Here is a 21793-nt window from a genome sequence, read left to right as displayed (position 1 = left end):
ACGATGCACGCGGACGGCAACCGCCAAATTCGATTGCTGCCCCGCAGCTCAAATCATCAGAATTTCCCTGATCTCCTGCTCGCTCAAGGTTGCCGTTTCCCCTTCGCTTGAATGAATCACTTCATCGATCAGATTTTTCTTTTTCTGCTGCAGCTCGTACATTTTATCCTCAACGGTTCCTCTGGCCACCAAACGGATCACCTGGACCGTTTTTTTCTGTCCGATCCGGTGCGCCCGGTCCGCCGCCTGCTCCTCCACTGCCGGATTCCACCACAAGTCATACAATATGACGGTATCCGCCCCGGTCAAATTCAGGCCTGTTCCACCGGCTTTCAGGGATATCAGGAACAGATCGCGTTCCCCCTCATTAAACCGGGTGCATATCGAAAGACGCTCTGCCGCCGGGGTACTGCCGTCCAAATAAAAATACGGGTTGCTATTTTGGGAAAGCTCCCGGCCGATGAGCCCAAGCATTTCCGTGAACTGGGAAAAGATGAGTACCCGGCGTCCGCTGTTTCGGCATTCTTCAACGATTTCAAGCAGTTGTCGAAGCTTGGCAGACTCGCCCTCATACCCCTCAACGAACAGTGCCGGATGACAGCACAGCTGTCTGAGCCTCGTCAAACCGGCCAATATTTTCAAACGGCTTTTCTGGAACCCCTGCTCATCCAGATGCTTCAGCGATTCATGGCGCAATTTCGCCAAATAAGCGGCGTAGAGCTTTTTCTGCTCCGGGAGCAAATCGGAGGATTGGATCGTCTCGATTTTGTCCGGCAGCTCTTTGAGCACGTCGGTCTTTAGCCTGCGGAGCAGGAAAGGACGAATGCGCCTCGCAACCGTCTCTTTAGGCAATGCACTGAATTCTTTCTTTTCCGGGAACAGGCCCGGAAACACCGCGCCGTAAATCGACCATAGCTCCTCCATCCGGTTTTCCACGGGGGTTCCCGTCAGAGCGAAACGGTGTTTAGCCCGCACTGCCCTTACGGCCCGAGCCGTCTGCGTCGTATCGTTCTTAAAGAATTGCGCTTCGTCATAGATCACGGTATGGAACGATCGACCGGCATAAATGGCGCTGTCCATGCGAAGAAGGGGATAGGAGGTAATCACCACGTCCGTCCCTGAATTTCGCGCAAGCGCGGACCTCCTCTCCTGTTTCGTGCCGTCCGCAATGATAACCTTTAACTCCGGCGCGAATTTTCCAAACTCGCTCAACCAGTTGTACATCAAGGAAGAAGGCGCAACAACCAATGCCGGAAGCTTGGAAGTCCTGATATCGGATACGGCCGAGAGAAGAAACGCGATAGATTGCAGGGTTTTGCCGAGCCCCATATCATCCGCAAGGATTCCGCCGAATCCGTATCGGGCCAGCGTTTTCATCCACTGATAACCGTATACCTGGTAGTCCCTCAGGACCGAAGCCAGGGCGGACGGAACCGGGAAGTCCAGATGATCCGGATTGCGCAGATGCTCCATCAGCATTCTCAGAGGCTTTTCCAGCCGGATCGCCCTGCTCTCCAGATCCCTGTTCGCGAGACGAAGCCCGTAAAAGGCGGGCAATCGGATTCCTCCCCCCTCCAGGTCCGTCAAATTGATTGCCATCCTGTTGGCCAGCTCGATGATCTCCTTGTATTCTGCATCCTCCAAAGGCATTAAAGCCCCGGTGGGCATACGGAAATATCTGCGTTTTTCCGAGAGCGCCTGCAGTACTTTACGGATTTCCGATTCCGGAATCCCGTCGATGTCCAGCTTGAACTCCAGCCATTCCGTCCGCTCATCCAGACCGATCGAAACTTGGGGAGGGGCGCAGTCTTTAAACAGCCGGGTTTTTACCGCCGAGGTTGCGTAAATCTTTAACAGCTGCTCCAGCCGGGGTACGGTATGATACAGGAAATCGAACTCATCCTCCTCGTTATCCATGAAAAAACCGGCTTCCGTCCTGCTGAAACGGCTCTGGTCCAAAATATCCAAAATCCGGTTCTCCTGTTCCCCGCTTCGAATCAATATGGTATTCCGGTTTCGCTGGACTTCCGTTTCCTCAAGCGGGTTGATGACAATATCCCCGTAATGAAACTCCAACCCGGCTACCAGCCGGTCTTTTACCCGATCCAGGTACAACCTTGCTGACAGCGGGGCTTGTACCATCCGAAGCGAAACCTCCCGGGAGACGGCAACACTTCCCAATTGTTTCAACCCGGGGATAACGGTCTCCATAAACGTCTCGATTTGGCCGGGAACAATATCTATGATATTTGTGTCCGATGGAGCCAACAGCCGGATCAAGGCTTGAAGCCTGTCGCATTGCTCCCGCGTCGGATTCCAAAGCTTTCCGTCGGCAAGCACCAGACGATATCTCTCCAACACCGTTATGTTTTCCAGGCCTTGAATCCGGAGCCGGTAACCCTCTGTTCCCTTCGCGTCCACCTCAAACTCGAAATGAAGAGGAAGCACGCCTTCGCCATATGCCAGCCGGTCATACGAACCGTCCTCCCGCTCCAGTAACGGTGAGGAGGCAATCTTCAGAAGCGGATTCAGCTTCTCCCAATCGCTTGACTCGATCAACATCTGTCGCTCGTCGAGCAATTTGCCGCTTCGTCCCCTGTAAGGCGGCGTGCCATAAGCCGCCTGTCCGCCGGCGGATACTTCATGGAGCCGTCTAATCAAGTCATCATCTTCTTTGCGGAAGCAGTGAAGTTCGGGATCATAGGTGAACTGGTTGGAAATCGGATAACTTTCCCTGAGGTGTACAGCTTCCAGGAAACGCCGGATGTTTTTCACGATAAACGTTCGCTTCGGACCGATCTTCATCTCGACCGCGAGCGCCTGCTTTGTCCCATAGGAAAAAACGCGACATAGTATCTCCGCCTCCAGTACGGTCCTGGTTTCAAAATAAGACCCGCTGCGCGTGATCTGCTGCGGTTGATCCCGGAAAAGTTCCATCAGACTGTTCGTGATATGTAAACCGAACCCCGCTTCGGCTTTTATTTCTCCGGTCGTTCCCGGCTCCTGCGGCGGAGCCGTACGTAATGTCGACGTCAAATCCTCCTGGTGCCGATGCAAATAAAGGAGGACCGCAGCCGAATGCTTACAAAGCTTGTCAAATGTCAACAGAAGAGAACATGGGCACTCGGTTTCGATTTCACCGTTTTCGCGAAACGTCACGGATATGTCGTAACGTTCATCGGCATCCACAACGGCACGAAAAACGGGACCGGACGGCTCATAATCGGTAATCTCGACCCTGCCGGCCTTCACATAGGAAGCTCCTTTATTAAAAGAGGTTCGGCCGGATAGGTTTTCAATGACGGATTCGTTTAATGGTAGATTCATGTCATAGCCCCCGTATCCTGTAAAACTAACTCTTCCTAATATAACAGAATGAGGCCAAGAAGAGCCATTGTACCCGGCAGGCTCTTCTAAACCTCAACACCGTAATTAAACGTTCCGTTTTAATCTTTTTTGCCCGATCCGAAACCGATCACATAGTGATCCGGGTCGCTAATGTACAAAGTATTTCCGAAAAAGCCATGCGATCCGCGCAGTGGCAGTTCCTCTTGTGTATATGGAAGCGATCTCGCAATAGATGCTTTCCCTTCTGTAGCTAAAAAAAGGATATCCAGTCCTTTTAAACGGCGGATTCCTTTTTTTAGTTATATTCATCCCTTGTAAACACCCGTTTTATGTTTTTAAAAATACGCCAAGTTCCCGTACTTTCCCTGTGCCCGATGTTTCCGCCAGTTTCACATACCGGGTGAAATGAGTATTTTGCAGCAGAAGCGCTTTTTCCGTTTCCGGCTCGCTGCCGGATTCCCAGAAAAGCATATCGGTTATGCACTGGTTGATTTTGCACAAAAAAGCGTTGCGGATATTCCGGTCTCCCATATGATGATAAAAAACGGTTAACAGCAGGCCAATCTCATATTGCTGAAGCCTTGAAGAAGATTCGAACCGGTCCGGAAGCAGATTGAAATGCACCCTTTCCAGCCGATTCAGCCGCAAAGCCAGATCAAAATGCTCAGCCAACGGTTCCAAGCCGGTTACGTCCGCCCCCTCGCGGACGAAATGCCGCGCGTAATATCCGATGTTGCAGCCGATATCGATCACTTTCTTGCCGCGAAGTGAGCGTAAGCCCAAGAAATCCATAATGACATCAAGTCTTGTCGGATAAGCATGGTCGCGCTCGCTCTTCAAATGATAATAGGAAGGGTGCAGGATGGGCGTATAAATGAGGCTCCGTTGATATTTGCGAAAGGAAGCGGCAACCTCCGGAAGCTCTTCGTTATTCATCCAGTAAATATAATCTTCGTGGGACATCTTGACGCTCATGCGCCTTTTCCCTTGGCAGTACAAAAAAGCCGACCTGTGATGCCCGTCCTTCAGGTTAAAATAACCTCCCATTCGATTAAACTTCACCAAAGGCGGGTTTTCATGGAAATAAGCGATATTGGACGACAAAGCATCCTTCATGATGTGAAACTGGTTTCTCCTAAACGCGATGACCTCTTCCTCCGATAAAGGCGGATCGATTCCGCGACTGATATGGATTGTTCTATACCAATCCGTATATGCCGAGGGGCTGCCCTGTTCATTCATCAAATAACGGTACAGGGCTTTATGCGAATGAAAACGCATGATCGGTATATCCCCCGAAAGCTTATGGTGTTCATACCAGCGATCGGTGTAATTCGGAATATTATTCTTTTCATCCTCCGTGACCAGATCCGTGAAGAGCAGTTCAACCGGGACCTGGGCATTTACATACCCGGACATCGCTCACCCTCCAATTTATCGTAATCCCCTTACTTCGAAGAAAATAAATACGTTGAAAAATCCCGGTTAATATAATCTTTAAAATGCCGTTTGGCTTTGACCGGGAAAGCATCCAGTTCCTCCGTTGTCCAGACGCTGCGGTGGGTCTCGAATTCATTGCCGTATTCCGTGCCTTGCGGCCATTCCGTTCCGATGGGGATGTTCAGCAGCACATGCCCGCTTCTTGCAATGCTGGCATTCAGAAGGGTAACCGCCTTATCCTTGTCGAAATGTTCAAGAACATCACCCATAATAATGACGTCAAATTCTCCGGGCGAAGAGGACGGAATAAATTCAAAAGCGTCGGCGATATGAATTTTATCGTAGAAATACGAATGGTACTGGTCTATGTTTTTCGGAAATATTTCGATTCCTTCCACCCTGATCTTCCAATCCTTGCGAAATACCCGGCCTGACCACACATCGAGGAATTCGCGACACAACATGCCCCAGCGTCCAAATCCAACGCCGACATCAAGCACCGAGGACGGTGATATTTGGCGAAGCAGTTCCACGCAATACGAAATATTTTGCCAATTGGATGTTCCCATGTTTTTCTTCCCCCTAATTCTTGTTGAGGCGATGGTTCTAAGCATTCATCATGAGGTTGAGGTCTTCAATAATATACTCTTTGCCTTAGCGGCCTGACCCGACGCGTGACTCTATCCACAAAAAAAAGACTCCTTGCAAGAGTGGCTTGCAGGAGTCTTTCGCGTTTGGGCAGGTGATCGCACTCAGGATAAGTTTTTCGTTATTTCGGGATATTGCCCCCCCATGACCCTGTCGCCGGAGTTACCCGCAGGATCCGAGATGCCGTCGTCTTCGCCTTCGTGAATGATTAGCGACCGTCCAAGCAGCGAATTGGGCTGATTCTTCTCAAGTGACGCATGTGCAATCACAAACTCGGCCTCCGCCGTCCCGTCCTTCTCAACGTTCAGGTTCGGCATATCTCCGACATGGCTGCCGAGCGGATTGTCCAAACCGTGATGTTTGTCCGTCGGATTGAAATGCCCCCCTGCCGACTTGAAATCAAACGATTGAAACGCCTTCTCATGAACGTGGAAACCATGTTTGCCCGGGGATAAACCCGTTGCCTTAATCTTTACGACAACGCCATCCTCCACCTGTTCCAGCTGGGCGAAGCCGGTCATCTGGCCCGAATCGTTATATAGCGGTACATATGGCTTCCCAATGGAAAGCGATCGGGATTCGCCATCCCAAAAAACCGGCTTTCCAATCAAGTCCGCGATCATGCGGACCGGCACATATGTCGTCCCGTTCCGCACGATGGAATCCGGAACCTTGAGACCTTGATTCGAATATGATCCATCCTGATCGGAATGATCCATGCCATCGACGTAAAAATGAACCCCTTGACTACCGTTCTGCGATTCCTTTGGTTTTTTCTCGCCGTTAGCCGCAGCAAAAGAAAATCCTGAAAACAACAAAGCGCCCGCCATGAAGGCCGCAGCCATTTGGCTTGATGAATAGGTTCTTTTTTTTCATTCCATCTCCTCCATTACTTTTTACTACTCACCTATACCCAGTTCATGAAAAAATAAACCGTATACAAAAGAATGATTCATACGGCGCGCTCCGGCATGCCGAAAGACAGAAGGGGCATTATTAAAAAAATAAGGCCGGGATCGCAAAACACGATTCCCCGGCCTTATTCTTGGATTCATTCCCTTAAAGGAAGGAAGTACTACTTGCGGGCTTGCTTATCGGTTTTGTTGCCGTCTTTAGCGTTTGCCCCTTTTTTGTTGTTTGCCGTTCGTTGCAGGTTTCTCGTTTGGTTTATTGGAGCCCAGCAGTTTCGCTTCAACCACCTTTTGATCCATAACGGTAAGAAGAACCTTGTCATTAACCTTCAATTGATCGGCCTTAATCGCTTTGTTGTGATATCCTACCATCAATCCGGCTTGGATGCTGAACGTTTTGACCTCCTGATTTACGGTCTCGACTTTGATTTCTCCATAGGTATCACCGGTTACCGTTGCGCCATACGTTTGGCCGGTTACGGTTGGAAAAGAAATTTCCTTCACGATTCCGTTCACTTTAACCGCACCCGCATTTTCCAGCATGCCGTCATTCGTTCTGTCCAGCAATGCCGCCATTTCGGCACGCGTTACGTTTTTATTCGGCTTGAACGTTCCGTTCGGGTAACCGCTGACGATCCCTTTCTCGGATGCCAACTTAACGTATCCGATGGAGCCGGCTGGAATGGCATTGGCATCTTTAAAGCTCAGCTTGGCCGTCATTTGAGCCAGGGCCTCATCCCCGAAGCCGAGCGATTTCACGAGCAGGCTGGATACCCATACGCGGCTCGCAGGCTTTTCCGGTTGGATAAGATTCTCGTTGGCGTCGAACAGTCCCTGCTCCAGGGCGGTAATCACGTAACCTTTAGCCCAAGGAAATTTCTTGCTCAGATGGTCCGCATCTTTGAAAGGCAGCTTCGCATCGGCCGGTTTGGATTTCGCTTCGTCTTCAAGTCCCATCAGGCGAACAGCCGTAACAATCGCTTCGACGCGGGTAACCGGCTTATTCGGACGGAATGTACCGTCTTGGAAACCTTGAAACACATGCTTGGATTGCATTTTAAGGATATATCCTTCCGCCCATGGCGCATCATCCATATCCTTAAACTTCAGGCCAGCCTGAGCATGGCCTTCCGACTTGGCCGAAGCCGCTGCCTCTTTAGCCGACGCGGTTTGAACGGTCAGGCTGAAGGCCAACAAATGGAAAACGATAACAGCAGCGCATTTTTTAATCTTTTCATTCCTTACATCCTCTCATTCTGCAGAATTTGACGTGCTTTTTTCATACGTTTTGACACGCACATTAATAGTTACGTCAAATTCAAACGTTTTGAGGGGGTCTCGCAAAAAAAAATCGCATTTCAATCGCCGCGGCCTTCCGTTTTGGTGGCAGGGCTGTTGTTTTTCGGATTTTCAGGCAGAATTTTCCTGTCCGGCTCCTTTGCCTGCTCGCCTTTAGGACCACTCTGCACCCGATTTTTATCCGGAGTTGTGTCCTCCGGCTTGTTCATTCCCGGGATGTTGTTCTTCCCTGCTTTGTCTTCTCCCGACGGGGTTTCGCCTTTGCCCGCCTTCGGCGCTTTATGGTTACTTAAACCGCTGCCCTGCTTCAGCTCTCCGGCCGGCTCTTTCCTGTCAGGTACCGCGGAACCCGGTTTCCGGGAAGCAGCGTCTGTTTTTTCCTCGTTATTTGCGGGTCGATGCTTGTCTATCTTTTCATTCCGAACCGGCTGCAGGCTATCTTTTCCCTTACCTTGGGCCGCCTGATCGTCCTGCCCTGCCTCTTGCTTCCGATCCGGAGAATCAGCCGGCGGTTTCGTCTCGCTGCTTCCCGCTGTCCCTGAGAAAAAGTGCTGAGGATCCACCCCTGCCCCGGTGAGTGCGGCAGCTATGGAATGGGAGCGCAGGTCTTCGATGTTCAGCTCGATTCCCTTCCCCTTCGCTTTTTCGTAAACGATATATTTATTCAGCGTCAATTCCGCCTTGTCCGCCTTCTCCATCAGATTCCGGTCCGCCTCGAACCATTCCAGCTCATATCCGTTTCCCGCAGTCCCGACCTTTTGCTTGTCCGGTTGAAACGGGGAGGATTTCAACTCTACCGTCGAGAGCAGTATCCACTTCTTCCCCTTGTCTGCATTCAAATAGCCCTGCTTTTCAGCTTCGTCAAAAATGACATGAACGGCCTCGTAAAAAATCCTGCCCCTTCAGTTCCCGTTCGGAGATAAGCTTTTTCGCATCGTCATTCAGCAGTTTTACCCGGTCTACCCTCCCGCCCTGTTCGACGTACAATTCAATGCTCGGATTGATATCGATCGCTACGAGCGTGGATGGGCCGCTGCCCGTAAAGACTTTCCACAAAAATACGGATCCGATCAACAGCAAAATGGAAGCCGCAATCCACCAGGCGTATCTAAATCGACGGCTTGAATGACGCTTTCGTTCGGGTAGATCTTCAACCGCGGCCACAACCGGGATCCGGTCACCCAGCTTCGGCATATCCGGCAAATGCGGAATGTTCCGGAACTTCCCATCCTCGCAGAGAACGACGATACACTGCTCAGTTATTTTCATTACGATTCCATGCATCATCATCACTCCTCTATACTGGCAAAAGAAACTATGCTGCGTATCCGTTCAAATTCCGGACATGCATAAATCAAAACAAGGGCTATTATATATTTACGGTTTCGTTCCAGCGTTTTGTGGCCTACTTTGAAAATTTCAAGCATTTTCTTGATCGGAAGCCTTTTGGTTTTTTTCAAAATATCGATCCAATCCGGCTCTTCACTGAAGCGCTTGGCGATTTGGATCATCTGTTTCCTGGTATCTCTATGCTTGGGGGAGCAATCCTCCAACTCCTCCAGCGTCACACCGAATTCTTGGAGGGCCTCATCGTATGCAAGCAGCTCCATGGCCAGCTCGGTGGCCGATTGCTCCCTGTTGTATACCTCGAGAGAACTGGCAATTTCGCTGGAGGTCTGATCAAAAAGGTCGCCGTTATCATTCAGAATCACGCTTTCGGATTTCGAAATTTTCCCCTGCCGGCGGAATTCGTCCACGAGACGGTTATGTATCATTAAATAAGCAAAGTTGTCGAAGGATTTTCCCATACGGCCATCATACCGGTCGATGGCCTCGTTTAAAGCAATCATCCCGATGCTCGCTTCGTCATGCTCCCACCTGATTTGGCGTTTGCATACACGGGAAACGGTCCGAAGAATAAAGGGACGATATTGCTCAATGATCCAATCGCGTTCCGACCGGTTTCCTTCCTGGGCTCTTTTGATCGCGGTTTCGATCGATCTGCTGTCCAGCACAATGAATCACTTCCTATGACGTAAGTGTCGGTCTAAATTCTAGAAATGAGTATATCGCCTATTTTAATAGGGCAAACCTATTTTTGCACTCGTTCCCGTTAAAATTTCATGAGTGGCAATTTATGGATGCGCATGAAAAAGGGCTGCTCGCATGAGCAGCCGTTTCTTTATCCCCATTTGAAATGATATGTTCAGGCTCTTCCACCAGCTTGGCCTGTCCCATCGTTATTTGCCCCGAAGTTCAAGATCAAGCTCCTGGAGCAGGACCGAATAAAATACCTCCTTCGCTTCTTTTTCGATCCAAGGCGTATGTCCGCATTGTTCGAGACGAATGAAATGGAAACGCCTCAATAAGCGGGACAAAGGCTTAACCACTCCTTCATAAGGATGCGGATCCTCGATTCCGTGTATGGCTGTGACGGGACAAGGGATTTCAGCAGCCAATTTTAACAGCTGTCCGTTTTCCCGCAGCCGGCTGGCTTCCTCCCAGATCTGTCTATGCTGTCCAAAGTCAACCGTTACATGGTTCCCCTCTGTTTTCTCAGGGTCCCAGCTGTCAAGCCGGGACATCAGCTCTCCGAACTGCAAGAGCACCGAATCGGAATCGGGTCCCGAAGTAGTTAGCTTTGACGTTAGGACATCAAACAACACCGAATCTTTTTCGCTCATTCTATCTTTTCTTGCCGCCATAATCCGTGAGACGTATTCTTTCTCGAACGGTCCGCTGCTGACCAATATCAGTTTCTTTACCTTATCGGGGTAACGTGCAGCGTACATGTACCCCAGCCAAGCCCCCCAAGAATAACCCACCAGATATACGGGTGAACAGGCGGCCTCCTGAATCACCTCATGGAGCTCGCAAATAAGCTCATCGATCGTGTTTTTGCCCTGAAAAGGCTCAATGGCTCCTGCGGTTATGGAAAGCCGTTCCGCAACGGGCGACATCTCGCCCGCTTGCGCCCGGACCGCCGTGAAGCAGAATAATCCGATACGGAGAGTCTCCGTAGAGTTTATATCGTCCCAAGATCAATCGCTCCTTCTATTGTCCGGCCGGCTTGCGTTTGGTTCCCCACTCATTCGGCAAGAAGTTTATAATAGATGACCGTATCGTCCAGGCCGCCGTTAGAGGATCTCGCAAATTGCGGGATGCGACCGGCTTCCACGTATCCCATGGACAAATACAGTTTATTCGAGGGATCGCCAGCTCTGGTATCCAGGATGAGCAGGGTGCGGCCCAATTCGGCTGCCTTCCGTTCGGCAGCCCGCATCAACTGCAAAGCTATCCCCTGTCTACGCCGCCCCGGATCCACCATCAGCTTCGCAATCTCCGCCCGGTGGGCGGCATTGCGTTTCATGGCCGGATGAAGCTGAACCGTTCCAACGATCGTTCCCTCTTGTTCGGCTGTAAGAAGGATAACGCCCGGCTCGATAACCTTTTCCCAGTATCCGGCCGCTTCTTCCGGGCTGACGGGAGCCAAAAAGCCAATCGAGGCTCCCTCCTCCACGACGCGAATCAACAGATCCGCAAGCTGCTGCAAAGCATTTGTGTCCAATGAGACTTTTTCCGCAATGTTGAATAAATGATCCATTGACGTTCCCCCTTGGTCGTATTTGAATTTTCCCTTATTATACATGAAAAAAAGCCGGGAACGCCCCGAACCATGCCGCTCAAAAAATTCACTCTTCTATCCAAAAAAATAACGGGGCTGTCCCAAAAGGTCCATTGACCAAGGACAACCCCCTTTTTTTTGTTGTTGTAAAACGCTGCAAGTCCCGCAGAAGAAAAATCTACTTCTGGGACAAGCCCCGCTCGCTATATGGCTTATCTCTTAAGCATTAGGCTTCGTTCCAAAGACGTTTCAGATTCTCCAATCCCAGACGCGTGCCTTCCCGGCATTCTTCCATGCCTTCGAATTCGAGCGTAATATCTCCGTCATACCCCGAATCCTTGATCAGCTTCAGCACCCGCCTCACATCGATGTCGCCTTGGCCGAAGATGGATCCCCGCAGGTAATTGCCGTGGGAAGTAAGGAACCATTCCCCTCCTCCGGGATTTTGATCGAACGGACGAATGTAGAAATCCTTGACGTGAATCAGGGACGCATACGGCAGATTCCGCTTGACGCCAACCAGCGGTTGTTCATCCACGCAGAGAAAATTGCCGATATCCAGGGTCGTTTTAAAGTTCGGGCGGTCCACCGCCCTAAGCACGCGCTGTACCCGGTCGCTGGCCTGCACGCTCATGCCGTGGTTCTCGATCGTAGTCGTAATGCCGAAGGCAGCCGCATAATCGGCAATCCTGCGGCAGCCTTCCACGATTTGAGCGAGATTATCCTCCAGATAATCGATGCCCCGCTTCTCCGGAGGCAGAGTAAAAGCGGTTACATCATGCCGCATATGCTTCATGCCGAGGCGGTGCACCGTATCCACGTGCCGCTTGACCCGCTCCATCTCCGCTTCGAACGCTTCCTCGCTATCCTGGACGAAATTCGCGGGCATCGAATAGTTGGATAACCCGATGCCGGCCTTGGCCGCATGCTCGCGCACGGCGTCGGCCAGCTCCGGCTGATCCTCCAGCGTAAAGCCGTAAGGGACGATCTCCATATGCTCCCCGCCGTTTTCGGCAATCCAGTCGATCACGTCCAGAACGGTCATTTCACCGGCCTTGATCGCATTCAACAGACTGTATGTGCTGACCCCGAATCTCATGGCGTCACTCCTTCTTCCGCCGCAGCCTCGGTTTCGAACAGCTCCAGCTCAATGACCGTATCGATCTCGTCCGGCAGCTCGCCGCCTGCAAGATGGATAAACGCCCCCGTGCCCGTATCGGAATACTGCTCCGCCATCCAAGGCGTTTCCACCTTCAGCTCGCTTCCGTCCGAGAGCAGGCGTGCCTTCTTGATCCGGCCTTTCAATCCCTGGAAATAGATCGGGCCGATGCCGCGGTCGAACACGTGGGCATACAGCTTATTGCCCCGCTGCGTATAGCGGCCCCATTCCGGCTTGTCGAGTTCGGCCATGCCGCAGCCGTAAATGCTCTCGCCGTTCCGACGCAGCCATTCGCCGACCTTGTCGAGAATGTCCAGCGATTCCGCCGGAATTTCGCCTTCCGCGTCCGGCCCCACGTTCAGCAGCAGGTTCCCGTTCTTGCTGACGCATTCCACCAGTGCCCGGACAACCTGACGGGGCGACTTATAGGCTTTGTCCGTCGCGTGATAGCCCCAGTTGCCGTTCAGCGTGATGCAGGCTTCCCACGGAATCGGCTCCCCAAGCTCATTGACGATTCCGCGCGGAGGAATGATCTGCTCCGGCGAATAAAAGTCCCCGGCATACACTTCCGGCTCGGCCGCCATGATGTTGCCTCCAAGGCGGTTGTCGATGACGATATCCGGCTGAAGCGAACGGATGGTTTCGATCAACTCCGTGGCACGCCAGACTTCCCCCGTCATATCGTCATAGGAGAAATCGAACCACATAATGTCGATTTTTCCGTAGTTCGTCAGCAGCTCCTTAACTTGGCCATGCATATAGTCCAGATAGCGGTTAAAGTCCCTTTCTTTGTCCTTGAAAGCCTCGACGCCGCGCATCGGGTGGATACGGTCGTTGTATGCCGGATAATCGTCATGATACCAATCGATCAGCGAGTAATAAAAACCGACTTTTATGCCTTCTGCCCGGAAAGCATCCACGTACTCCCGGATCAGATCCCTGCCTGCCGGCGTATTCGTCACTTTGTATTCCGTCAGCTTGCTGTCAAACAGGCAGAACCCGTCGTGGTGCTTGGTCGTCATGACCGCGTATTTCTGGCCCGCCGCCTTGGCTGCCTTGGCCCAGGAGCGCGGGTCGTAGCGGGATGGATCAAACTCGTCAAAATAGGGCTGGTACTGTTCATTGGATATCCGCTCAAAACTCCGCACCCATTCCCCTCTTGCCGGGATAGCGTAAAGCCCCCAGTGGATAAACAGGCCAAAGCGGTCCTTCATCAGCGCAGCGGTTCTTTCAAATCTCGGATTCATGTTTTACGTATTCCTCCCCGTATTATGACTTGCTGTTGTCGTCGTACGCTTTCTGGTAAATTTCCAGGTAGCGAGCCAGATTCATCGCTTCCAGCTGCTGCACGTAACCGTCCCATTCGCCGTCGAGATCGGCGTCCCCGATCACGAACCGGGCGATCATTTCATCCACGTAATCGTTCAAGGTTTTGGAGAGATCCGCCACCTCGGAGGCCTGCTCGTTGGTCAGGAACAACGGCGGCACGGTGCTGACGTCCTTCGGCGCATAGGGCTCATATTTATTCTTCGTCTCGTTGTACAGAATGACCTCCAAATCGTCGTCGCCTTTTGCAACGGCGCTCAGACGGAATTCATTCGTGCGGTTGCTCGGGCCGGTTTGCGCCCAGTTTACGTTTTGGACCGTTCCGAAGGATTTAAGCTCGGACCACACGGCAGGTTCGCCGTTAATTCCCTTTTCGCCCTCCTTGGCTTTGCGCCATTCCTGGTCGGGACGCCCGTACACGCTGCGCAGAGTATGCTCTTGCTCATAGAGGCCATCCGCCCAGCGGAGCGCAAGTTCCGGATTTTCCGCTTTTTTTGGTAATGACAAACGATCCGGGCGTCAGAGCCGTTGTATCGTTGGCCGCATATTGCGCGCCTTCCGGTCCCTTGAGCGGCGGTACCGCTTTATACTCGGCCCAGCGGCCGCTTTCCCCGAGCAGTTGGGTAAAGACGCCCTGGTGTCCGCCGGTGGAAGCGCCAAGGATGACGGTATCCGGATTTTCGCCGATCTGGATCAGCTGATTCTCATCCTGGGTGAAGGATTCCGGCGAAATCAGGCCTTCCTTGTACAGCTTGTTCAGATAGCGAAGCCCTTCCTTCCACTCCGGTTTGTTGTATGCCACATCGACCTTGCCGTCCTTAACATACATATGTTTGTAGCTGGACCCGTAAACCGGGTTATAAATAAACGAGTTCATCAGGAAAGCGTCAAGCGAGGATCTCCACGATTTTTGCGTAATCGACAGCGGAATTTCGTCCTGTTTGCCGTTCCCGTTCGGATCCTTTTCCTTGAAAGCCTTCAGCACGCTGTATAACTCGTCGGTCGTCGTCGGCATGTCGAGATTCAGCTTTTTGAGCCATGGTTCATAGATCCACATTTTCTGGCTCATGGAGCAGTGATAGCAGTCATTGACTTCGGGCAAAGCGTAAATATTTCCGTCGAGAGCCGTGATCGTCGATTTAATCTCCGGATTCTCCTCGAACAGCTTTTTCGTCTGTACGCCCTGCTTCTCAATCAAATCGTTCAGCGGGATAAAAGCACCCTGCGTGCCGTAGATCATTTGCTGGGTCGGAGAAATGTTCAGCCCCATGATGACGTCGGGATAATCTTCGCTGGCCAGGACAAGGTTCAGCTTCTCCTGCATGCTCTGCTCGGGCACGACCTCCCATTCGATATGGACGTTCGTCTTCTCTTCGTACCACTTCGTAAACTCGTTCGTGGCAAAATTCTCGACCAGCGGATTCCCTCTTACCATGACCTTTAAGGTGGTCTTCTCCTTGACGAGCGGATACGTTCCCGGTTCCGTCAGCTGAACGGTTTGGGCTGCCCCTTCCTTCTCCTTGTCCGTTTCCGCTTTACCCGTGCCTCCGGAGCAGCCGGCAAGCAGCAAGCTGAACGCCGTCAAAACGCTGAACGCAACTTTCATTCTTTTTTTTCATAATGACCCTCCCTTAATGTTCGTAAGTAAGTAATCAACCTTTAATGGAACCGATCATGACGCCTTTGACGAAAAACTTTTGGAGAAACGGATACACGACGAGCAGCGGAACCGACGTCACCACGATGAGCGAATATTTAAGCAGCTCGCGCAAGCCCTGCCGGGCGGCCGCGGTTTTGGCGTCGCCGAGCATATCGATGTTCACCTCGTTCTGAACGAGGATGTCGCGCAGCACCAACTGCAGCGGATACAAATCGGCACGTTTCAGATAAATCATGGCGTTGAAGTACTGATTCCAATGCCCGACCGCGTAAAACAAGGCGATGACCGCCAGAATCGGGCCGGACAAAGGCAGAACGATGCTTCTCAAGAAGCGGAAATCGCTGCAGCCGTCCAGCTGCGAAGCCTCTAGAAGCTCATTCGGAATCGTCGTCTGAAAGTAGGTTCTCATAATGATGACGTTCCAGACAGAGAGCGCCGCAGGAACCAGCATGGACCACACGGTATCGATCATGCCGAGGTCCTTGACGATCAGGTACGTCGGAATCAAACCGCCGTTAAACAGCATGGTGAACACAAACAGCAGCATGAACGCATTCCGGCCCTTAAAATCCTTTCGTGAAAGGGGGTATGCCGCCATGACCGTAAGGATCAGATTGATCGCCGTACCGGCCAGCGTGTAAAAGACCGTGTTCATGAAGCCTTTGATGACCATCGCGTTTTTTGAATACCGCTTTATACCCGTCCAGCGTCGGCTCAACCGGCCAAAGCCACACCCTGCCGGAAAGCACTGCGCTGCTCGAACTGAATGAAGCGCTTACAACATAGATAAGCGGATAGAGCACGATAATCAGGACCAGCGACAGCATGACATAGTTGAAGATCGTGAACAGGCGGTCAGCGCCGGATTCCTTGATTGCCTTTGAATGCATGATGAACGCCACCTCCTACCATAAGCTTTCCTGCTTCAATTTCTTGGCTGTCTGATTCACGACGAGCAGCAGGATAAATCCGATCACGGCCTTGAACAATCCGATCGCCGTCGCATACGAAAAATTCATGGCCTGCGATACCAGTCCGACCTTATATACGTAGGTATCGATCACCTCGGACGAGCGCAGATTCAGCGAGTTCTGCATCAGCAGGATTTTTTCAAAACCGGTTTCCAGCATTTGCCCCGTATTCAGGATAAGAAGAATGACGGCAATGGGCATAATGCCCGGCAGATCGATATGCCGCATCCGCTGCACCTTGTTCGCCCCGTCGATGACCGCCGCTTCGTGCAGAGCCGGATCGATTCCCGAAAGCGTTGCCAAAAAGATGATGCAGGAAAATCCTACGTTCTGCCACACGTGAGACCATACGTAAATAGACTGGAACCACGATGCTTCGGCCATGAAGTGAAACGGTCCGATGCCGAACCAGCCGAGGACCGTGTTGATCAGGCCCGTTCTGGGGTCCAGGAACTGCAGCAGCAGCCCCACCAATACGACCAAAGAAATGAAGTACGGCGCGTAGGTGACCATTTGAACCGTTTTTTTGAACCGCTCATTGCCGGCATAGTTCAGTCCCAGCGCCAGCAGGATCGGAAATGGGAAGCTTGCAATCAGTGTGTAAAAGCTGATGGAAAGCGTGTTTCCCAGCAGCCTCCAAAACTCGTGCGAGTGGAAAAACCTTTCGAAATGCTTTAGTCCCGCCCACTCGCTGCCCCCGATTCCTTTCGTTACGTTAAAATCCTTAAAAGCGATTTGGGCCCCGTACATGGGTACGTACTTGAAAATAATGATGTACAGCAGCGGCAACAAGAATAGTAAATAAAGCTGCCAGCCTTTTCTGATATCCTTCCAACCCATCAGCATCGATCACCCCAATCTGAATTGAATTCCCGGCCCGGTGATTGAAGTATAGATGGAAGCGTTTTTCCCTGTAAATCTTCCCGTTTTAAACGTTATTCCGTTCTTTAGAATTCCGATTATTCCGCATTCAGACGTTTAACATTTTTTAAGAATAACGTCTATCAACGCACGTTCAAAGAAGCTAGACCGCTTTACACCGCCTGATGAAGCCGCCTGTATTCCGTTGCGCTGATCCCGTTTGCCCGCTTGAACGCCCGGCTGAATGTATTGAGGGACAGGTATCCCACGGCGGCGGCTATTTCGCTGACCGGCTTCGCGCTGCATTCAAGCATATGCTTGGCCTCCATCATCCGGATGTTTTCGAGGTAATCGGAGAAGTTGAGACCCGTTTGCTCCTTGAAGAAATAAGATACGTACGCTTCGGAGGTGCGCGCCTCCCGGGCGAGCACCGTCAGGCTTAAATCCGGCTCGGCATAGTGCTCGCTTATATACGTAATCAGGCGATTCGTTAAATTGTCGTTGTGGCTCTTTTTCCGTTCCGCGTTCTTCAAGCACAAATTCATGAACGAGGCACACAGCATATCTACCGCCTGCGCCGGCGGGAGCGACGGATCGGAAGCCTTTAACGCCGTTCCCACCTCTTCCGACATCTCGCTGGCCGTGGCCTGCTCGCAGCATTTGATCAGCGTCCCGCAAAGCTCTTGGGCAAACAGCCTTTCCACAACGACGGGCAAGCGCCGTTCTCCGCCATTCTTCGTCCGCACATCCTGCAGCAACCGTTCGGTTTCGGCCGGATTTCCCGACTTCACAAGCTGGATCAGCCGTACCTCCACATCGGACGGGTAAAAATAGCTCGGCACCGTCATTTCCATATCCTCGTGAAAGCGAATCAGATTCTGTCCATCCCATCGGGCATGAAGAAGAACGAATTTCGCTTCCCCGAACGACCTGTAAAGCTCGGTCAAGCGGGTTCTCGGGCCGCCGACGGCCATGTACAACCCAGCTCCGGTCTCCCCGGTGAGGCTGTCGAACATCTCCCGGAGCTGCGGCCTTATCCTCAGCATAAATTCACCGGACTCCCGTTCGTCGCCCTGCAGGATAAGCGCCAGCAAATTTTCGCCAAGATCATGGACGATAACGGAGGGATCGAAGAGCTCCGCGATCCGGTCGCGAATCCCCAGCTTCACAATGTCCAGCTCGGTCAGCATTTCCTCATTGTAAGGGGCATGGTACCCGCGGAGCCTGACAATCACCACGGCATATTGGGACCCGTTGAGACTGACCCGTGAATGCTCCATTGCCGCCTCGACATCCCGGACGGAGGTAAACGCCCCCTTCAGCAGCCTGTCCAGGAAGACGCTGCGCATCAGCGGCAGCTGCTCTTCCAGCCTTTCTTTCAGCGCATCGTGCCTTTGGATCAGGTCGGAAACCGTGTGTCGGATATAATCGACCGTATTTCCAAACGGCCGGGCATTCTCTTCGGAACGCGAAACCGGCAGCATCTGAATCAGCTTCAGGAACGGACGGCTGCTGCGGTAAGCAAAAAAGGCGGCGATCCCCAGTCCCAGGATCAGGGCAATCAGAAAGATGGTCAGCGTCAATTCTTTGATGTAGTAGGCTTTTTCCAATACGACCGCTTTCGGTTGAGCCGATACATAGGTCCATCCGTTATAAGCGGACCTCGTTTCGGTGATCAGCATGTCCTGTCCGTTCCATTGAATTTGGGAGAGGCCCCTATTTTTGGTAAGCGCTTTCAAGTCGATCGAAGGTTCATCCAGCCCGACGTGGCTGATCAGGTTGCCGTTGGCATCGGCAATATAGGCGAATCCGCCTTTTTCGGAGTCGATGTTCCGAAGCATTCCCCGGATTTGTTCGTTGTTGATCAGAACGGTAATCACGCCGCCGCTGTCTTTGTTTCCGAAAGAGTGCATCAGGCTGACAACGGAATATGGCTTGCCTTCGTAAGTAACGGAGGTTCCGGGCATATACGTTTTATAGTGGTACTTATCAAACAACCGGCTTCGCCATTGTTCGAACGTCAAGTCGTCAAAATGAAGCTGGAGATCGTAAAACTGCTTCATGGTATATACCTTGCGCGGCGAAATGAACATCCCGCTGTTCTTGAACGCTATATAGTAATCAACGATAAAATGATTCGACATCCGGTAATCAAACAGGCTTTTCTCCAGATCCCACAAGCTGTACGGATGGGTACCGCCAAAGGGCTGCTTCACGAATTGAAATGACTGTACCTTGGGCTCGCTGGCCAATTGCCTGGCAATCGTCTCGATTTCCGCAAGCCGCCGATCGAGCGCCTCGCGAATTTGTCCCAGTACGGCCGTGCTGCTATTGATGGTTTCGCTTTCAACCAGATCGGAGGTTTTGGCGTAAGCAAACCAACCTACCAGCAGCGAACCGAACAAAATCATCGCATAAGGAAGAAAAAAAACGTACAAGCAGTTTTGCGCTCCCGCCAGATGTATCCTTCAAGAATAAACCTCCTTTTCTCTCTTTGCCTCGGCTTTAATCCGCTAAGTTGCTTTAATGCCGTCATTATACCGCAAGACGTCCATTTTGACGAGAAAAAGACCTGCTCGGGACGGATGAACCATCCGGCTGCAGGCCCTGTGTTGTTATGCCCCGTAACACCTCCTTATTTCTTTGCGTGCCGATCCGCTTCGCCAATTCAACCAAGTCCTGGCAAGTCTAGCCACATGCCCTATTACTCTTTACCCCTATGGCTATCCGTAGGCCCTCTGCCGTTCATGTCTTTAATGCCTTGGTTGATCTCGTTCAAGGTTTGCTGCAGCTGTTCCATCTTTCTCAAGCCGGAATACTGGTTGCCGATAACTCCAAAGAACCCGACCAGCACGATCACAAAAAAGAAAAAATCCATACGCCCATCCCCGCTTTCAATACTCATTTTTCCTTGTGTGCGGCTTCACCAGCGCTTATCCAGTTCGCCTGCCGCTTCCGTTGCTCTCCCCCAATTTATCCTGTAAGCTTTAGCAGCTTATAATTGACTATCAAGTAATTGATGCCGGAATAGATGGTTATAACCACCGCAGATATCATCAGTATGTCATCGACCGGAATGCCGGTGAACCATTGAAAAGGATAATTATGTAGGAGTACCGCACATATGCCGGTTACCTGCAGAACCATTTTCCACTTGCCGTATCGGTCAGCTGCAAGAGCGATTTGCTGTGACGCGGCTACCAATCGGAAACCCGTAATAACGATTTCCCGCCCGATGATCACCATAGCCATCCACGTGGGGATCATTTCGTGCTGCACCATCAGGATCAGCGCCGCCGATATGAGCAGCTTATCCGCCAAGGGGTCAAGAAGCTTGCCCAGATTCGTAATCTGGTTATATTTCCTCGCGATGTAGCCGTCCAGCTTATCCGTAGCGGCGGCAGCGGCAAACAGGAAAGCCGCGATATACACGCCATAATTTTGGATGAACTGAAAAAACGGGTGCCGGTCTGCCATCCACAACGGATAATCCGAAAAAAAACAAAATGAATAACGGTATGATAGCGATCCGCAGCAGCGTAATTTTATTGGCCAGATTCACTCCTCTTCCCTCCTTATGATCTCCGGGTCCCACCGGCTTTCGTATGAATAATATGATCCAAGGCCTGCTCCAACGTCCCGTATTGAAAACGGTAACCCGACTGTTCCAACCTTTCGGGAATTACCCATCGGCTCTTCAAGATCAGCTCGGTTTCCGTTTGAATCATGATGGCCCCCATCTCAAGCATCCATCGCGGGGAGGGAAGTCCCATTCTCACATTCATCGCTTTGCGGAGCTGGCGCATCAGCTCCCGGTTCGTGATCGGATGCGGAGAAGAGCAGTTAAACACCCCGCTCAGGTCTTCCCGGTCTCTAAGAAAAAGGATGATGCCCAAAATATCCTCGATATGGATCCAGCTGAACATTTGGGTTCCCGGTCCTTGGGGTCCTCCCAGCCCGAACCGCACAAGATTAGTAAAGGGAGTCATCACGCCGCCGCCCGGTCCAAGGACGATGGCGATTCGCAAAGCGGCTTGTCTCGTTTCCTTCAATGGAAAAGAGAAAAATGCTTTCTCCCACGCTTCGGCTACATTCACACTGAATCCGCTTCCAATTTCTCCGGCATCTTCGGTCATAGGGCGGTCCTCGGCATGTCTGTAAATCGTTGCCGTGCTGGAATTGATCCATAACGATGGGGGATTGCGGCACGCCTGCACGGCCTCTCCCAACATTTCGGTCGTCTCGGTTCTGGAACGGAGAATTTCCCGCTTATTCCTGTCATTGTACCGGCAGTCCACCGACTTGCCCGCCAGATTGATCAGCATCTCGGCATTTTCCAAAGCCTGAATGATCCCATCCCGGTCATTCCACGAAACATGTCCTTCCTGCCTTGAAATGATCCGAACCTCATAGCCCATCTCCGAAAACCTCTTCTCCAAAAAACGGCCAATGAATCCGGTCCCGCCGGAAAGCACGACTTTTTTTCCGCATCTGTCTACCCCACCTCTCTGCATTAGACTTACCATAATCTTCAATTAAAGTAAA

Annotated in this window: 19 protein-coding genes and 1 pseudogene; all 20 read right to left on the bottom strand. The window is 51.7% G+C overall.

The genetic code is table 11. The features are described from left to right. Positions 1-48 precede the first annotated feature (48 nt). On the bottom strand, positions 49-3327 hold the full coding sequence (locus XI25_RS24230) for a DEAD/DEAH box helicase (RefSeq protein WP_046680613.1): 3279 nt from the start codon (positions 3325-3327) through the stop codon (positions 49-51). Positions 3328-3675: 348 nt separating this feature from the next. After that, complete coding sequence (locus XI25_RS24225; RefSeq protein ID WP_046680612.1) at positions 3676-4767, bottom strand: class I SAM-dependent methyltransferase; 1092 nt, start codon at positions 4765-4767, stop codon at positions 3676-3678. A 29-nt stretch (positions 4768-4796) separates the two neighbouring features. Beyond that, positions 4797-5357 (bottom strand): class I SAM-dependent methyltransferase, encoded by a 561-nt coding sequence (locus tag XI25_RS24220; RefSeq protein WP_046680611.1) that lies wholly within the window; start codon positions 5355-5357, stop codon positions 4797-4799. Positions 5358-5540: 183 nt separating this feature from the next. Next, positions 5541-6266 (bottom strand): superoxide dismutase family protein, encoded by a 726-nt coding sequence (locus XI25_RS24215; protein ID WP_235440185.1) that lies wholly within the window; start codon positions 6264-6266, stop codon positions 5541-5543. A gap of 282 nt (positions 6267-6548) precedes the next feature. Beyond that, positions 6549-7544, bottom strand: coding sequence for an S-layer homology domain-containing protein (locus XI25_RS24210; RefSeq protein ID WP_052759746.1), 996 nt, complete (start codon positions 7542-7544; stop codon positions 6549-6551). A 161-nt stretch (positions 7545-7705) separates the two neighbouring features. Then, the gene (locus tag XI25_RS24205) at positions 7706-8485 is read right to left on the bottom strand and encodes a hypothetical protein (protein ID WP_046680609.1); all 780 of its coding nucleotides are present in this window, start codon (positions 8483-8485) and stop codon (positions 7706-7708) included. A 22-nt stretch (positions 8486-8507) separates the two neighbouring features. Further along, positions 8508-8936 (bottom strand): anti-sigma factor domain-containing protein, encoded by a 429-nt coding sequence (locus XI25_RS24200; RefSeq protein WP_152669214.1) that lies wholly within the window; start codon positions 8934-8936, stop codon positions 8508-8510. After that, positions 8936-9661, bottom strand: coding sequence for an RNA polymerase sigma-I factor (sigI, locus tag XI25_RS24195; protein ID WP_200901479.1), 726 nt, complete (start codon positions 9659-9661; stop codon positions 8936-8938). Before sigI ends, XI25_RS24200 begins: the two co-directional genes overlap by 1 nt. A 225-nt stretch (positions 9662-9886) precedes the next feature. Next, entirely contained in the window at positions 9887-10606 is a 720-nt protein-coding gene (locus tag XI25_RS24190; protein ID WP_052759745.1) for an alpha/beta fold hydrolase, read from the bottom strand. A 128-nt stretch (positions 10607-10734) separates the two neighbouring features. After that, positions 10735-11250 carry a GNAT family N-acetyltransferase gene (locus tag XI25_RS24185; protein ID WP_046680607.1) on the bottom strand — a complete coding sequence of 172 codons (516 nt, stop codon included), beginning with the start codon at positions 11248-11250 and terminating at the stop codon, positions 10735-10737. Positions 11251-11497: 247 nt separating this feature from the next. After that, entirely contained in the window at positions 11498-12370 is an 873-nt protein-coding gene (locus tag XI25_RS24180) for a sugar phosphate isomerase/epimerase family protein (protein WP_046680606.1), read from the bottom strand. Further along, positions 12367-13677 carry an alpha-L-fucosidase gene (locus XI25_RS24175; RefSeq protein WP_046680605.1) on the bottom strand — a complete coding sequence of 437 codons (1311 nt, stop codon included), beginning with the start codon at positions 13675-13677 and terminating at the stop codon, positions 12367-12369. The genes XI25_RS24180 and XI25_RS24175 overlap by 4 nt, the downstream gene beginning before the upstream one ends. Positions 13678-13699: 22 nt before the next feature. Further along, complete coding sequence (locus XI25_RS35270) at positions 13700-14263, bottom strand: hypothetical protein (protein WP_235440175.1); 564 nt, start codon at positions 14261-14263, stop codon at positions 13700-13702. Further along, a complete protein-coding gene (locus XI25_RS24170; protein ID WP_235440169.1) occupies positions 14199-15362 on the bottom strand; it encodes an extracellular solute-binding protein in 1164 nt (387 codons plus the stop codon). Before XI25_RS24170 ends, XI25_RS35270 begins: the two co-directional genes overlap by 65 nt. A gap of 46 nt (positions 15363-15408) precedes the next feature. Then, positions 15409-16306, bottom strand: a pseudogene (locus XI25_RS24165) (carbohydrate ABC transporter permease). A gap of 15 nt (positions 16307-16321) precedes the next feature. Further along, positions 16322-17227, bottom strand: coding sequence for an ABC transporter permease (locus tag XI25_RS24160; RefSeq protein ID WP_235440162.1), 906 nt, complete (start codon positions 17225-17227; stop codon positions 16322-16324). A 194-nt stretch (positions 17228-17421) separates the two neighbouring features. Continuing rightward, complete coding sequence (locus XI25_RS24155) at positions 17422-19686, bottom strand: helix-turn-helix domain-containing protein (protein ID WP_235440161.1); 2265 nt, start codon at positions 19684-19686, stop codon at positions 17422-17424. A gap of 266 nt (positions 19687-19952) precedes the next feature. Continuing rightward, entirely contained in the window at positions 19953-20126 is a 174-nt protein-coding gene (locus XI25_RS33815) for a hypothetical protein (protein WP_200901478.1), read from the bottom strand. Between the two features lie 95 nt (positions 20127-20221). After that, positions 20222-20725 carry a CDP-diacylglycerol--glycerol-3-phosphate 3-phosphatidyltransferase gene (gene pgsA / locus XI25_RS24150; RefSeq protein ID WP_152669213.1) on the bottom strand — a complete coding sequence of 168 codons (504 nt, stop codon included), beginning with the start codon at positions 20723-20725 and terminating at the stop codon, positions 20222-20224. A gap of 98 nt (positions 20726-20823) precedes the next feature. After that, entirely contained in the window at positions 20824-21762 is a 939-nt protein-coding gene (locus tag XI25_RS24145) for a TIGR01777 family oxidoreductase (protein WP_046680603.1), read from the bottom strand. Positions 21763-21793 lie beyond the last annotated feature (31 nt).

This window comes from Paenibacillus sp. DMB20 (genome assembly GCF_000987955.1).
GTDB lineage: Bacteria > Bacillota > Bacilli > Paenibacillales > Paenibacillaceae > Paenibacillus_AQ.
The sequence above is the reverse complement of the archived record's forward strand: the minus strand, read 5'-3'. Positions and strand labels throughout refer to the sequence as shown.